Origin of the sequence: Psychrobacillus sp. FSL K6-2836, from assembly GCF_038003085.1 — a bacterium.
Lineage (GTDB): Bacteria > Bacillota > Bacilli > Bacillales_A > Planococcaceae > Psychrobacillus.
The window spans coordinates 1,696,181-1,712,164 of the sequence record NZ_JBBOOM010000001.1 but is presented as its reverse complement, the minus strand read 5'-3'; the positions used below and the strand labels follow the sequence as shown (position 1 = coordinate 1,712,164).

Here is a 15,984-nt window from a genome sequence, read left to right as displayed (position 1 = left end):
AGCACTCTTGCCAAATTGGTAAGGGTGTTTTTATATGCATTCACACTGCAAAAAGAATGAATTATTAAACACTTTACAAAATCAAAAAAATGTTATTTAATTAATTAGACTAACTAACTAATTTACATAATAATAAAGGAGGGGTTAATATGAATTCGATGTTTGCTAAATTTAAAATTCTTCAGCGACCTTATGCGAATGGTCTCCAGCAAGTGTTGAGTCCTTTTCAGATGTCAGAAGCACAGTGGGGATTGATCCGATATATATATGAAGTTGGTCCTGCGACAAATTCAGAAATTGCTTTGTATTGGAGTGTTGAGAAGCCTTCAGTCACAGCACTTGCCCAGAAACTTATTGATCAAAATTTGATATACGTAGTTTATGGAACAGATAAGCGAAAGAAAGTAATGCATTTAACGGAGGAAGGTATTGTTAAATATCAACAATTAAAAAAGGCAGTTCATACTTTCCAATCTTCGCTTTTAGAAGGCGTAACTGAAGAGGAATGTGAGATAGTGGAAAAGGTTTTAGTAAAGTTGCAACAAAATATTAGGAAGTAGTGGTAATTCATGAACAAGGAAAAACTTTGGACAAAGGATTTTATAATCGTTTCAACGATAAATTTTTTAGCAACATTAGTATTCTTTTTGTTAATGGTAACAATTGCATCTTATGCAAAATCGGAATTTGAGGCCACTACTAGTACGGCGGGCTTAGTATCAAGTATTTTTATTATTGGTTCATTGTTGGGGCGAATTAGTGCCGGACGTTTCATCGGACAAAAAGGACCTATTAAAATATTATGGATTGGTTTAACTTTCTTTACAATTACATCAGGACTTTACTTCTTGGCGAACAGTATTCCACTACTTTTGGCTAACCGATTAGCACAAGGGATTGCTGTTGGAATTATTGGTACAGCAACGGGTACCATTGTGGCTCATATATTGCCAAGTGCTCGTAAAGGAGAGGGGATTGGTTATTTTAGTTTAAGTGCTATATTAGCAACAGCTATTGGACCGTTTATCGGAATTCTACTGTTGAAAATGGACAATGGATTTATTATCATGTTCACAATGAACTTAGTTTTGTCTATCATATGTATATTATTCTTTGCTGCTGTGAAACTAAAGTTACCTCCTATTAAACAACCAGATTTAACAGAAGAAAAAAGCTCCATTTTATCTCAATTTATCGAACCGAAGGCAGTACCTATTTCTTTTATTGCATTGATCATCGGGTTTAGTTATTCAGGCGTAATGACATTTTTGTCGTTTTATGCGGAGTCCATTAATCTAGTTAGTGCAGCGAGTTATTTCTTCTTAGTTTATGCAATTGTTATTATCTTCTCCCGTCCATTTACAGGTAAATTAATGGATTCTAGAGGTGCAAACATTATTGTTTACCCGTGCATTGCTCTATTTGCTATTGGCATGTTTTTGTTTAGCCAAGCTTCCGCAGGATGGATGTTACTTCTTGCAGCAGCTTTTATAGGTTTTGGTTATGGCAACTTTAATTCTGTTGCACAAACGGTCGCGGTTAAAGTGACAAAGCCCCACCGATTCGGTTTAGCTACTGCAACCTATTTTATCCTATTTGATCTCGGTTTAGGAATAGGACCTTACGTTTTAGGATTCATCGTGCCAGAGACCGGATATCGTGCAATCTTTGTAGCAATGGTAGTAGTAATTATTATTTGTATCCCACTTTACTATTTACTACATGGTAGAAAAGATAAAGAATTAATAAAAACAGCCTTGTAATAACAAAGAGGCTGGGACAGAACCCCAAAACAGCATTTTTCTCTGTGAGAAAAATGCTGTTTTTTTGCTGTGCACAAAATTGATTTCCATTCTAGGGACGCTTTCCACGGGCGTGGCCTGAGCCTGTAGTCTCAGGCGTCACGCTATTCCCGTAGGAGTCGCCCCTCCATTTCAATCAATTTTAATAAATATCTATTATTCGGTAAATGTTTCTTATCCAATAAAATTTCTACTTCTGTCCCAGTCTCATTTTCTTTTTACTTGAAATTACATCTGTATAGGTAGTTATTTTCCGTGGTTTTTCGTTTATATTTTTAACTTTCCATTTCCACGGATTTCTTTCATTACCAAACTTTCAATCGGAAAGATAAACGTCCATGGCATACTAGTTTTTCGTTTAATAATTAACTGAGGAACAGTAAAGATATGCTCTGCAATAATTGCTTCTTTTTCTATATAGGTAAATTTTTGATTTTGAAAAGTCAACTCTGTATCCATAAAGTTATGGATTAGGACAGTGATCAAAACCTCTCCTTTATAATTCATTGCTTCCCAAATGGGCACCAATCGAATACTTTGCCCATCTTCCGTATTACTATTTTGAAAAATCTCGGCTATTAGTTCTTTATCCTTTACAGCAATTGCCTTTCCCCAGGAAGATTCAAATTTCAACTTTTGCATATATAAAACTCCTCCAATAAATAATCTCCTTCAACCATACCATTGAACTTCACAGAGTAAAATTTTTCAACTTTTAGCCTTTGGTGCATGGTAGAAATGAGCTCTGTGCTATTAGGTAAATAAGAGACTTAATAAAATAATGAGTCTAAGGGGCTAATGGTAACTTGTGTTAATAATAAAAATGTCCTGTCAATTTTGTGAAATGCAGAAAAAAGAAAATTGTAGATAAAAGACATTGAAAATAGAGGTTTTAGAAAATTTTTTTAAAAATTATATAGTCAATAAGGTCTACTTTAAATTATTGATAAATTTTTGGGTCGATTTAATTTTTGTATAACTGGGTAGAAATATTTATTTATTTAAAAAGTACAAAAAATATGAAAAAACAAACAAAAAGTTATTAATTTTACAATTCGTAGTGGTGCCAACGATTCTATGGATTATTTTCTCATTGTATGACTTTTTAAATAGCGACTATTAACCTACTAAAAAAATATTAAAAATAGTTGATTTTTATTAATTTTGAAAATTCGGATTATTATCGACAGAGTTCGACAGAAATTAGAGTTGTATTCCTTTATTGTTGTAGTTACACCAAGAGATATTTAGATTGTCACCATTGATTCTATTTACCAAAATTTATTGGGAAGGAGGAGAAGGTGTTTTTTTATGCCCTTTTATAAGTTCTATTGGTAAAAAAAATCGTAGTAAAATTCAGGGAGGAATGAAGTTGAGGAAGAAAAAAAGTCAAACTAAAGTTCTAAGTGTCGTAGCTAGCGTACTTATGACGTTTTCACTTGTCGCACCAAACGTTGTTAGTGCAGAAACAGCAAATAAACTTCACCAATCGTTCAGGGATTCAAGTTCTAATTCTCTTTCTGCTAAGGACAAGCTAAACAGTCGATTACTGGAAAGTTTTAAAAGTGATGATAAAGTTACGTTTCTTATAAAATTCAAGGAGAAATCAGATTCTTTACAAGTAGCTGAAGAAGCTAGGGAAAATGCTGAAAAGGCAAATTTGTCCTCTCATAATGCTAAGCTAATTCAACGATCTGCAGTTGTATCAGAACTGAAGTCTACTTCCTTAGAATCTCAGCAAACTGTCACAGAGTTCCTGGAGCAAGAAGTTGCGAAAGGGAATGCGAAGGATGTTGAATCTTACTATATAGTCAACGGAATGTCTGTTACGGCAACGCAGGAAGTTGCAGAAAAGTTAGCTACATTTCCAGAGGTAGAGAAAATTTTGCCGAATGAAACTCGTCAATTATTTACTACAAAAACAGAAAGTGCAGTCGTGCCAAAAGCAGAAACTGCAAATGTTGAATGGAATGTGGAACGTGTCAAAGCTCCAGAAGTATGGGAGATGGGCATTGATGGAGCAGGAACGGTAGTAGCAAGTATTGATACAGGTGTCCAATGGGATCATCCAGCCTTAAAAGAAAAATACCGTGGCTATAATAAGGCGACTGGAGCGGTTTCTCATGACTATAACTGGTTTGATGCAACAGCAGGACGGGCTACACCATATGATGACCAAGGACATGGAACACATGTAACGGGAACAATGGTTGGTAGTGAACCTAATGGTGCGAACCAAGTTGGGGTAGCTCCAGGAGCAAAATATATTGCCGTTAAAGCTTTTACGGCAAGCGGAGGATCGGATACAGATTTACTAGAAGCAGCTGAATGGATATTAGCTCCAACAGATGCGGAAGGTAATGCACGAGTGGATATGGCTCCGGATGTTGTGAACAACTCATGGGGTGGCGGTGCAGGGCTTGATGAATGGTACCGTGATGTTGTAGTTAACTGGCGTGCAGCAGAAATTTTCCCGGAGTTTTCTGCAGGTAATACTACACTTACCAATCCTGGTGGAGCAGGTTCTGTAGCAGCACCTGCTAACTATCCAGAGTCTTTTGCAACAGGAGCAACGGATATTAATAATACAGTAGCAAACTTCTCGTTACGTGGACCTTCTCCGTATGCAGAAATTAAACCGGATGTCTCTGCACCTGGTGTAAATATACGTTCATCTGTACCAGGAGGTGTTTATGAAGGTGGTTGGAATGGTACATCGATGGCAGGGCCAGCTGTAGCAGGTGTAGCAGCATTGCTTAGACAAGTGGATGCTGACATAACAGTGGATGAGATGGAAGAAATTCTGCTTACTACAGCCAATCCATTAACAGATTCTGTGTATACAACGGTTCCGAATCACGGATATGGCCATGGTTTAGTAGATGCATATGAAGCAGTGGCGTCTATTATTACAGGTCTTGGAACATTAGAAGGACAAGTTTCACAGCAAGGTGATGATACAGAGGCTCCAGTATTTGAACATACTGCTCCTAGTGAGACGTATGAAGGAATGGCTTTACCTCTAACAATCTCCGTTACTGATAACATCAGCGTTTCATCAGTTGGCTTAAACTATAAAGATGCAGATGGTGCATGGCAATCAATTGAAGCTGGGCGCACATCTGGAGATTATACGGATGGTGAATATACTGTAGTAGTACCTGGAGAATTAATAACAGGGGAATCTTTTACTTACAAATGGACGATAAATGATTTTGGGAATAATGAAGTAGTAAGCGAAGAATACGAGATTCAAGTGAATCCAGGAATCACAGTTGGTTATTCAGAAGATTTTGAAGCAACTCCTATTGGATGGACTTCTTTCGGAGAGAAAAATAGCTGGGAATGGGGTACTCCAACTACGGGTCCAGAAAATGCAGCGTCTGGAGAAAAAGTGTACGCTACCAATTTAGATGGAACGTATGAAAGTTCTATGAATGCGACGCTTGTTATGCCTCCAGTAGATTTGCCTGAAGGAAATTCATACATCCAATTCAAGCAATGGCATGAGTTCGAACAGTCTTCCACGGGAAGAGCGTGGGATTATGGTCATGTATTTATCTCTACAGATCAAGTAGAATGGACGCAACTTTTAATGGTTCAAGGCACATCTGACGGTTGGATAGATGCAGAGGTTGACTTGTCAGCATATGCTGGACAACGTGTATACATCGGATTTAACGCTTTTTCAGATGGAAGTGTTGTGAAAAATGGCTGGTATTTAGATGATGTTGTTTTAGCGGATATTTCCCAAACTGGAAAAGTATCGAAAGGAAATAATGGCAAAAAAGGTAATAACGGCAACAATGGAAATAACGGTAATAAAGGATTAAATGTAAACAAAGGTAATAACAAGGAAACAGATAAAAAGTCATTAAAAGAAGCAATTGATCCTAAAACAATTAAGCCGGTAATGCCAGTAAAAGAAGCACCTCCAGTAGTAGATACAATTGTTAATCCTACATTATTGCCATTAGGTGCACAAGTAAGTGTCTTAGAGTCTGGTCGCTCAGTTTATACAAACCCAGCGGATGGTACGTATTCACTTACGCATGGTGCAGGAACATTTACAGCTAAAGCAGAAGCGTACGGATTTGAGTCTGAAGAAAAATCTGTAACGATAGAAGCAGATGGTACGGCAACTGCTAATTTCACATTGTTGGAAATGGAAGAAAATACGGTAAGTGGAGTAATCACGGACCAATCGACAGGAGAGGCGATTGAAGGTGCAACAATTATCCTTGTCGAAGATGCAAATGTAACGCCTGTAATAACAGATGCATCTGGTAATTACTCTTTAACAGCATACGAGGGAGACTACACACTAAAAATAATTGCTCGTGGCTACCATAGCCAAGAAGTAACAATTACAATTGGTGCAGACGCGACAACACAAAATATTGCCCTAGAACCTTTCTACACATATCCAGGTGGAGAAATTGGATATGATGATGGAACAGCAGAAAATGCACGTGCATTCAATGCTGCAGGAAACGCTTGGGCAGTAAAAATGTCTCTTCCTGAAGGCAAAGAAAATGGAATTGTTACGGATGGAGTTTTCCGTTTCTGGGATACAGAATGGCCAAGTCCAGGTGGCACAGCGTTTGCGGTAGAAGTTTGGGATGCGACAGGAGCAGATGGGACACCTGGTAAAAAACTTGCGGGTCCTATTGATGCAACAGCACTTCGTAATGGTGAATGGACTGTAGTTGACCTCACGGAACACAATATCACCGTGAATGGCGACTTCTATATGGTATATCGTCAAACTGTAGCAAACCCGAACTCACCAGGACTTGCAACAGATGAAGACGGAGTAAACGCAGAAAGAAGTTACCAAGGAGTATCCGGAGCATGGTCACCTTCTCCAGCAGCAGAAGGAAATTATATGATTCGTGCCCGTGTTAGCTATGAAGTAGTTGGTCCAATTATTACTTCACCAGAGGCTGGTTTAGTAACAAATGATCCGCAGTTTATAGTAGAAGGAACTGCTTCACCTACAACTACAATTGAGTTAAAGCAAAATGGAGAAGACGCTGGCTCAGCAGTTGTTGGTGATGATGGTAAATTTGCTATTGAAGTAGAATTGACAGAAGGGTCAAATGAATTTGTAGCAGTTTCTGTGTTGGACGATCGAGTAACAGGTCAATCCGATCCTGCCACAGTTATTTTGGATACAGTAAAGCCAGAACTAACTATCGATAATCCAGTGAATGGAGAAAAAACAAATCGTGAAACTGTAACTGTTCAAGGTACCATTGCAGATGAAAATCTAGAGTTCGTTCGTGTTAATGGGCAAGCTGCCACGGTTTCGAACGGTAAATACTCTAAACGAATTCTTCTAGACGAAGGAATAAACGAAATCGTAGTAGAGGCTAGTGACAAAGCTGGTAATAGTGTGTCGAAAGCAGTCACTGTTACAGCAGATTACAATGCACCTGAAATTTCGAACCTGAAGCCAGCAAGTGATCTTTATTTGGCAACAGGAAGAAGCGTTAAAATTGAATTTGATAGCGATCCAGGGTTAAAACCTTCGTTTGTTATCCATATGCCATTAACTAATGTAGGACAATTGAACAATGCAACAGAGCTACCTATGATGGAAATGGGCGATGGACATTACGTTGGTTATTGGACAGTGCCTGCTGATACTGTTGCAAATGGAGCAGTTATCGAAGTAAAAGTAGTAGATGAGTTTGCTAATGAAACACGTCAAAAAGCTACAGGCAAACTATTTATCAATGTTCCTGCACCAACGGAACAATCTAAAGAAGAGGCGACAGAAGTAAAAGTAGAAATGCCAGTCAAAGATTTAGCAGAATAAGTTTAATATAAGGATGCCGAAGAGGGAAATATCCTCTTCGGCATCTTTTTGACAGATAGGAATACAAAAATGTACCGTTTACATAGGGTTCATGGGACTGGAAAGAATGATTAGTACCGATGATTTCTATTTCAGGCGGACGCTTTCAGCAAGGTGAGTGATGAACCTTCACCGTATTATCCAAAAACGCACTATACTGTTTCTAAAAATTGTAAAAGGGCGACGGACAGGCAAACGCCATAAGATTACCGAAAAAAAGATGTTGGTAATAATACAGCGTCAAGTCTGTTCAAAGCCCTTCGAAAACGATAGAAACAGGTTTTGATCTAGGACCGGGCATCTTTTTTGCCCGGTTTTCTTATTTGAAAAAATACTTGTCCAAGGAAATAATCCGAAACTAAGTATTTTTTGCCTAAAGAAAAGAAATAGGTTACTTATTGAAGCATATGATGGTTCAAAGGGGTGTAAATGTGAATGATTATGTGAATGTGCTATTGAATTTTCTACCACCAACCGCATCGATCCTTGAATTGTCAGGACTTCCTAATAATCCAGCAGTGTTAATGGCTGATATCGATAACGATCAAATCAATGAATTAATCGGAGCATATAAATATAAAGACCAAAATTACCTAGTGATTCTAAAAAATGTCCATGACCAGTGGCTACCTTTAATACACATAAAAGGAAGTGGGTATGGAATTTCAAGCCTAATGGCGGCGCCGATTACAGCTAATTGGGTGAATACGCTCATTGTCGGTTGGCAAATAGGTAGCGAATGGTCCAAGTTGGATTTATTGCAATGGGTGGATGGTGGAATTATAAGACTTCCTACTTCTAATATAGCTTATAGTAGATTGGAAGTAGAAGACATGCCTGGTCTATATGGTCCTGATGGTCAATATGAACTCGCAATTTGGGTTCATGATACGGGAGAAGCCTACAAAATAGATGTATATCGTTTTGAAGAAAATAAGCTTGTTTTAGCAAAAGATGTATATCCGTATTACTTTAAGAGAGTAGAAGATTATTATGAAACCCTACTCCAATCCAATGATTTCTCTTATTATTGGTACTATTTAGCAGAGGCGCAAAAGAAGGCAGGTGATTTGGAACAGTTTATGATTTCTATTGATAAGGCTTTGGCTTTCAGTGAACCGTACCCTTCACTTGAGTTTTTACTAAATATGAGGCGGCAAGTGTTAGAGCAAATGCAAAATAATGGTCATAACAATGATGAGATTATTGTATATTCCAGAGGTGATTTGACCGGGAATGGATTTTTGGACACAGTTTACCTAACTGGAGAAAAGACGGAAGGGAGTCCATTTTGGCAGAACATCACTTTAAATGTCTTGTACCAGCATGAAAATACGTTAGAGAAAGTTTATATGAACCAAAATGTTGGTTATAACCCGACCATTTTTCTTGGTGACTTTACTGGTGACCAAGTAGATGACATTTTAGTTGTTATAGATACTGGAGGAAGTGGGGGTACTATTTATGCATTTGTCTTTTCCTATGCTCATGGGAATATACAGCAAGTATTTAACGTAGAAGAGTTCAATGAAACCTCCAAATATGAAGTCCATTATGAAAACTACTATCGGGTCAAAGTAGTTAGTTCCTATCCAAACAAGCAATATATATTGGATTTAACGTATAAAGGAAATGAATATTTATCGGAAATTTACGATGAAGACGGAATTCTAAAGGAACCGATAGAGGGGTGGGTTGTCCCTGTTAGTGGGTTGTATCCTATTGACTTTGCTAGGGATGGCACCTATGAACTGATGGCTTTTCAAGAAATTGCGGGAAGATATCATGCTGATGGTTTAGGGTATGTTCAAACAGTACTTAGATGGGATGGACAAAAATTTATATCTGATAGGCAAAACGTTTCTATCTATGGAGAAGATATTTCTTCGCTTTAAAAAAATGGGGAAGTGTATAAAATTGTCTAGTGAATACTAGGTTCATAAGATTTTAAAGAATAAATAATACAGGTGATTTCCGCTCCAATCGATATAGGGTGTAGTATTCCACAAGAAAATTTAGCATAGCTTATCGCTTAGCTGATTAGAGTGGTCCGATTTTAGAGAGTGATCTAATTATTTGTAATCGCTTTTGAATTTAGAAATGCTATTATCCAATGATAGGGAAAGAAAGTAGATTTTCTTTTATACTAGTGGAAATAAAGAGAAATAATAAGTATTTACCAAATAAACAAGCGAATAGCACCAGAAATTGTATCTTCTGAGGCCCACAGGATGTGGGTCAGGCAGTCGTTGCGAAATGTTTCTTTATTTTGCGACGAGCTTTGCGCAGGAGCACCACGATGTCGCGTTCTTAGACTGTCTTCTCCTTTATAATTAGGCAAGTTTCTTTTCTCTTAGTTATCCAAAAAAGCATTAATCTGTTTATAGAAGTTGTAGGAGGGTGACGAACAGATAAACGCCATATGATTACTTTAGAAAAGAGAGGCCAGTCGTGACGTCAGTCACGACTGGCCTCTTTTAAAATTCACTCGGTAATAATGTAGCAACCAGTCTGTCCAAAGCCTTTCGAAAAGGATAGAAACAGGGCTCGGTTTTTCTTTAGGATTATAAAATACATATCCACCAAGTCCGTAAATTATTGCATATTTATGTCACGTCGTGATATAGTCGTAACGTGACATAGTGGAGGTGGGAAATTGGAAAAATTACTAAAAAAATATATACCGATGACCGAAACTGCCTTTTATATACTGCTTTCTTTAACAGAGCCATCCCACGGCTACGGCATTATTAAACGTGTGGAGGAATTAACAAACGGTAGATTAAAGCTAGGTTCAGGTACGATTTATGGTACTTTAACAAAAATGCAAAACGATGGAATGATTAGCGTATTTTCAGATGAAAAACGTAAAACGATTTACGAAATTACTGAGGTTGGCAAGAATGTGATGCGAGCGGAAATTGTTCGTTTAAAAGAATTACACACAAATGCCTTACGCTTGGAGGAGGAATTTAAATGAAAAAAATGAGGTGGCTTTGGAGTTACCGGATTGATACTACCGAAATATGGCTAGAGGATTTGGTAGCAAAAGGTTTTCACTTAAAAAGTCTTAACCGTTTTTCGAGGGTGTTTACGTTTGAGCAAAGGGATTCAGTAGAGAAAAAAGTACGTATTCATTACGGTGAAAAAACACTTGCCCCTAAGCTCGTCTCTGTTGGTTGGGAAACTGAGGTAAATTCTGGCAAGTGGCAAGTGCTCACAAATGAGAGCCCAGATATCTCCGTTTTTCCTAGTAAGGATCAATTGTTTAAACGAACTCGATTGCATGCTTATATGTATTTCTTAATCTCAACCTTCTATTTATCATCTTATTTATCGTTTATATTTTTATTTGGCATTATTCTTAATATTTTTAGTGAGACTTTTCAAGTTGGTCCACTATTAATACCAATAATCATTTATACCGGACTAATCGCGTTAACTATTTTCGTCTATAGAGCTTATCGTAAATTTGAAAAGCAATTACTCGGTACTGCGGTCATTAAAAAGTCTGGAACGAAGAAAGTCCGTAGAGTTCGCCCAGCTTGGATGTACGAGCCATTAAGAACGAAAATTTGGCTCGAGGAAATGGCAGAAAGGGGCTATGAGCTTGAATCCGTTTTTGCAACGATTTTCACATTCCGTCCAAAGGAAAAAAATAATATTTCTTATGAGGTAACGTTTGAACCGAAAATTAATGCAAATTACTTTCAGCTTCATAAGGATTTTGGGTGGGAGTTAAAATACACTTCTAATATAACATGGTTGAACTACACAATATGGGGGATGCCTTATGAAGAGGGGGAAGAAAAACCTGCATTTTCGTATGATCAACTAGAGAGAAGAAAAGTCGCAAAAAAGGCTTTTTTCATGAACTGTGGTATATCTATCTTCATTTTATTCATTTGTGCTCAGTCTATATATATGAATACAATCACAATTGATCAACCATTTCTGGTATGGTCATATATGGGGGTTATTCGCATATTGCTTGTGGTTATGAGTGTGTTTTGGGTCTTTTTGTTTGTTCGTATTGTTTTAGGCTACCGAAAAGAGTTGAAATTAATTAGTGGAGCGTAATTTAGATGATTTCCCCCTTTAAAATTACAAAACAATTCATTTCCGTTCACAAAAAAGACAAAAACAATTGACAACTTTGTGAACATGGTGAATAATGTAAGTATAAAGGGGTGTTACAATATGGAAACTTACTTAAAAATGTTGCACGCTACTAAATTTGTCGGTGCTACTTTACTTACAATAGGAATTGCTATCTTTTTATATGGAACATTAATGAGCGAATTTAGTACGATTATGGGCGTTGGAATTGGCGTTGTCATGGGAGCAGTTTTCATCTTTTTAATCGGAATGATTTTAGTTGCTTCGGAAGAAATGATTCTTAACTCCAATCAATGCAAAAAAGAGAGTGTCTGAAACTTGTTACGGGTTCCTATCGCATACATTCAAAATTTAATCTAAAATGACTATCAAATTGTATATCAATTTGATAGTCATTTTTTGATATCTTTAAACTGAAGGTACAGATTACATCAAGAGGAGGACATTATACTTCAAGTCATTTTTGTTAGACATAATACATACCTTTCTTAACAGGAGGGATTATGTGTTAAAAAAGATATTAATAATTGTTGGAATATTTATAGTGGGAATGGCATCAATTAGCCTGTTAAACAAGTCTTTAGATACCGATACTGCTGTTGCAAATAAAGAGGAACAAAAACCTTTATTTACTAAAGAAGAACTAAATTTTGCTACATTGAACATGGTAGCTGAAAAAATTCATGAGATTTATGAGGAATTAGAATTTGGAGTAAGTTCGAACTCAGAGACAAAATTGAAGATACAAGTTAAAGAGAATGAAGAATATTTCAATTCAGTAAAAAAGGATATTGAGTCCATTGCAAAAAGTGTTATTAAATCTTCCGCATTAAAAGACTATACAGTTGTTGTAGAGAGACTGGATTTATCTTTCATTACCGAAGAAGTTAACAAAGAACTTCTACACTTAACATCAACTTTAATGAAAGGTCTTAAAAGTTTCGATGTATTCGAAAAAATAAATGCTGAGTACCAAAAATCCATTACCATTCATACTTCAATAGAAAGTTCAGATAAAGATGCACATAAGTTAGCATTGGAAATTGAAGAGATAGTAAATGAAATCTTACTTTCCAAAGAACTAAATTCATTATCTTATATTGACACTTATGATATTAAAATATTGAATACTAAAGGGAAATTAATAAAATAGTCAACATATAAGGCTAAACAGTATTTGCATCACTTCTTATTATGCTAATGCTGGAGTTGATTCAAGAAGGAACTAACTCTAATTTTATAAAAGTTATTGCCCAAGGCATTCACTAATAACGATCATCATAAAAAAGGAGGATCGAGACTGTAGCAGTCACGATCCTCCTTTTCATATATCTCTATTGCTTTTTTACATATCCCAAACCAATACAAGTAGTGTACCGAAAATGGTAATTAGAGCAATAAGTAGGGAATAGTAGATATTTAGATAGATAGAACCTTTATCTTTAGTCTCTCCAGCGTGCATAAACACAACTATCTGTAGACCAGCTTGAACGAAAGCAGTTATTAGTAGCACTGTCATTCCTACTGTGTAGGACATGTCAGTAAAGTAAACTAAAAGCGCTACGACAGTTAGGACTAACGAAAATGCAAAGCCCATTACTTGTTTAAGAGGGAATAATTCTTTCATATTACATCATTCCTTTCAAGTAGATGAAGCTAAAGATGAAGATCCAAATAATATCTAGGAAATGCCAATAAAGTGAGAAAATAAACGATTTATTGGCTGTTTCTGGAGTTAGCCCCCGTTTTTTAATCTGTATTAATATAAATAATCCCCAGAAGAATCCTAATGTTACGTGCAAACCATGTGTTCCTAAGGTCGTCAACAAAGCAGCGGTAAATGCACTTGTTTGCAGTCCCGCACCAACATGTACGTAATGAGAGAACTCGTAGATTTCAACTCCTAGGAAAGCTGCTCCTAAAATTAATGTGACGATAAAGAATCCCATTGTAGCTTTTTTCTTATTTAATCGCATGGCATGAATAGCAAGCCCAATAGTAAAGCTACTTGTTAACAGTAAAATAGTTTCTATTAGAACTGGTGTGATTTCAAAAATTTCAGCACCAGTTGGACCATTGCCAGTACGATTTTCTAATGTGAAATACGCAGTGAAAAGTGTTGCGAAAAGCATTATTTCCGCACCTATAAAGATCCAAAAACCTAGGATCTTCAGGTTATTTTCTTCTGTACTATATTCAAGTGGAAGCGAGTTATCTACCTTCATTTTTTAGCACCTCGCAATCTAGTTTCTGTTTCTTTAATTTCTTCGACAGAAATATATCTTCCATGGTCTTTCTCAAATGAACGGTAAGCTAAACAAGCTAAAATACCGATTAAAGAGACAATTACCACTGGCCATATACTAAATACCAGGGCAAAGCCAAATACAAAGAAAATACAACTCATGATAAATGGTAAACCACTATTATTTGGCATATGAATTTTTTCTATATCGCCTTTATATAACTCATGTCCATTTTTCTTTGAGTCCCAGAATGCTTGTGTAGAAGCAACCTGTGGTGTAATAGCAAAGTTATACTCTGGTACTGGGGTATGCGTTGCCCATTCAAGTGAACGTGCATCCCAAGGGTCGCTACCAATATTTCTTGGAGAGTAACGAATACTATAGTAAATGTTATAAACAAGTAGAACAAAGGCGATTGCCATAACTGCAGCACCGACAAATGAAACCATGTTCAATAAACTAAAGCCAGTAGATTCAGAGTACGTATACATACGACGTGCCTGACCATCCAAACCAGTAATATACATTGGTATAAAGGCTAATACAAAGCCGACTGAAAGTATCCATGCAGTCCATTTACCAAGTCTCTCATTCAACATGAAGCCAAAGATTTTTGGCCAATAGAACGTAAGACCAGCAAGCATGGCATAAACTACCCCTGGAATAATTACGTTATGGAAGTGAGCCACTAAGAACATCGTATTGTGATATTGATAGTCAGCTGCTGACATCGCTAACATTACACCAGTAACTCCACCTAAAGTAAATAGTGGGATAAAAAGAACCGAATAGAGCATTGGTGTAGTAAACTCGATTTTTCCTTTCCACAAGGTGAATAGCCAGTTAAATATTTTTACACCCGTTGGAATAGCAATCGCCATCGTTGTAATGGAGAATATACTGTTTGCAAAAGGACCTTGACCCATTGTAAAGAAATGGTGAGCCCATACTAAGAACGAAAGTACAGAAATAATTACCATTGATGCAACCATCGATTTATAACCATACAGATTACGTCGTGCAAACGTTGGAATAATTTCACTGTATAGACCAAATGCAGGTAATATCAAAATATATACTTCAGGATGTCCCCACACCCAGAACAAGTTAGCCCAAAGCATATCCATACCACCATTATCGGTAGTAAAGAAGTTTGTTCCAAATAGTCTATCCATTGTTCCCATTGCTAGCAATACTGTTAACACAGGGAAAGCAAAAACAATAATAACGTTGGCGATGAAAGCGGACCATGTGAACATTGGCATTTTCATAAGAGTCATGCCAGGTGCTCTCATCTTTAAAATAGTCGTAATGAAGTTAATACCAGTCATTAATGTACCGATACCAGCTATTTGAATAGCAATCATGTAATAGTTCGTACCAACAGACGTACTAAACTCATTACCAGCTAGAGGGAAGTAAGATGTCCAGCCTGCATCAGGTGATCCACCTATTATAAATGATAGATTGAATAATCCCATTCCCATAAAGAATAACCAAAAACTTAAAGCATTTAAGCGTGGAAATGCAACATCTCGCGCTCCAATTTGTAGAGGAACAAGATAGTTAAAGAAAAATATAATGAATGGCATAGCCATAAATAGGATCATAACTACTCCGTGAGTTGTGAAAACTTCATTATAATGTTGTGAATCTAAAAATGTATTTTCAGGCATAGAAAGTTGATAACGCATCATAATTCCATCTACGCCACCGCGGAACAGCATAAGTAATGCTGTTAGTAAATACATGATACCAATTCGTTTATGGTCAACAGTAGTTATCCATTCGCGCCATAAGTATCCCCATTTCTTAAAGTAGGTGATTCCTACAACAATGGCAAGCATAGTTAATCCGATACCAACCATGGATGCATATATTAAAAAGCTTGGATGTGGTACTGCAAAACGATCAAAGAAATCCATACTTTTGTTACTCCTTTCAAAAAAATAAT

At 36.7% G+C, this 15,984-nt stretch carries 12 protein-coding genes; 8 read left to right on the top strand and 4 right to left on the bottom strand.

What is annotated here, in order from left to right:
• The first annotated feature begins 149 nt into the window (after positions 1-149).
• Both MKY37_RS07890 and MKY37_RS07885 read left to right on the top strand, forming a co-directional pair.
• Entirely contained in the window at positions 150-560 is a 411-nt protein-coding gene (locus MKY37_RS07890) for a MarR family winged helix-turn-helix transcriptional regulator (RefSeq protein WP_340775684.1), read from the top strand.
• Positions 561-569: 9 nt separating this feature from the next.
• Positions 570-1,763, top strand: coding sequence for an MFS transporter (locus MKY37_RS07885; protein WP_340775682.1), 1,194 nt, complete (start codon positions 570-572; stop codon positions 1,761-1,763).
• 306 nt (positions 1,764-2,069) lie between these two features.
• Here MKY37_RS07885 and MKY37_RS07880 read toward each other — a convergent pair whose 3' ends face one another.
• Positions 2,070-2,444 (bottom strand): SLAP domain-containing protein, encoded by a 375-nt coding sequence (locus MKY37_RS07880; RefSeq protein WP_340775679.1) that lies wholly within the window; start codon positions 2,442-2,444, stop codon positions 2,070-2,072.
• Between the two features lie 724 nt (positions 2,445-3,168).
• On the opposite strand from MKY37_RS07880, the gene MKY37_RS07875 reads away from it, so the two are divergent.
• The 6 genes from MKY37_RS07875 to MKY37_RS07850 all read left to right on the top strand — a co-directional run bounded on the left by MKY37_RS07875 (position 3,169) and on the right by MKY37_RS07850 (position 12,937).
• Positions 3,169-7,626: a S8 family serine peptidase gene (locus MKY37_RS07875; protein WP_340775676.1), complete on the top strand. Its 4,458-nt coding sequence runs from the start codon at positions 3,169-3,171 to the stop codon at positions 7,624-7,626.
• A 470-nt stretch (positions 7,627-8,096) separates the two neighbouring features.
• Positions 8,097-9,560 carry a hypothetical protein gene (locus MKY37_RS07870; protein WP_340775674.1) on the top strand — a complete coding sequence of 488 codons (1,464 nt, stop codon included), beginning with the start codon at positions 8,097-8,099 and terminating at the stop codon, positions 9,558-9,560.
• Positions 9,561-10,351: 791 nt separating this feature from the next.
• Positions 10,352-10,645, top strand: a complete 294-nt coding sequence (locus MKY37_RS07865; protein WP_340779868.1) for a PadR family transcriptional regulator — start codon at positions 10,352-10,354, stop codon at positions 10,643-10,645.
• Positions 10,642-11,745 carry a DUF2812 domain-containing protein gene (locus MKY37_RS07860; RefSeq protein ID WP_340775672.1) on the top strand — a complete coding sequence of 368 codons (1,104 nt, stop codon included), beginning with the start codon at positions 10,642-10,644 and terminating at the stop codon, positions 11,743-11,745. Before MKY37_RS07865 ends, MKY37_RS07860 begins: the two co-directional genes overlap by 4 nt.
• 120 nt (positions 11,746-11,865) lie before the next feature.
• Complete coding sequence (locus MKY37_RS07855; RefSeq protein ID WP_340775670.1) at positions 11,866-12,099, top strand: hypothetical protein; 234 nt, start codon at positions 11,866-11,868, stop codon at positions 12,097-12,099.
• Between the two features lie 190 nt (positions 12,100-12,289).
• Positions 12,290-12,937, top strand: a complete 648-nt coding sequence (locus MKY37_RS07850) for a hypothetical protein (RefSeq protein WP_340775667.1) — start codon at positions 12,290-12,292, stop codon at positions 12,935-12,937.
• Positions 12,938-13,129: 192 nt separating this feature from the next.
• Here the strand turns inward: MKY37_RS07850 and qoxD are convergent, their stop codons facing one another.
• Genes qoxD through qoxB form a run of 3 tightly spaced genes read right to left on the bottom strand, consistent with a single transcriptional unit; the run spans position 13,130 to position 15,955 of the window.
• Positions 13,130-13,411 carry a cytochrome aa3 quinol oxidase subunit IV gene (qoxD, locus tag MKY37_RS07845; RefSeq protein WP_340775664.1) on the bottom strand — a complete coding sequence of 94 codons (282 nt, stop codon included), beginning with the start codon at positions 13,409-13,411 and terminating at the stop codon, positions 13,130-13,132.
• A 1-nt stretch (position 13,412) separates the two neighbouring features.
• Entirely contained in the window at positions 13,413-14,009 is a 597-nt protein-coding gene (qoxC, locus tag MKY37_RS07840; protein ID WP_340775661.1) for a cytochrome aa3 quinol oxidase subunit III, read from the bottom strand.
• A complete protein-coding gene (gene qoxB / locus MKY37_RS07835; RefSeq protein WP_340775659.1) occupies positions 14,006-15,955 on the bottom strand; it encodes a cytochrome aa3 quinol oxidase subunit I in 1,950 nt (649 codons plus the stop codon). The genes qoxC and qoxB overlap by 4 nt, the downstream gene beginning before the upstream one ends.
• Positions 15,956-15,984: the final 29 nt, after the last annotated feature.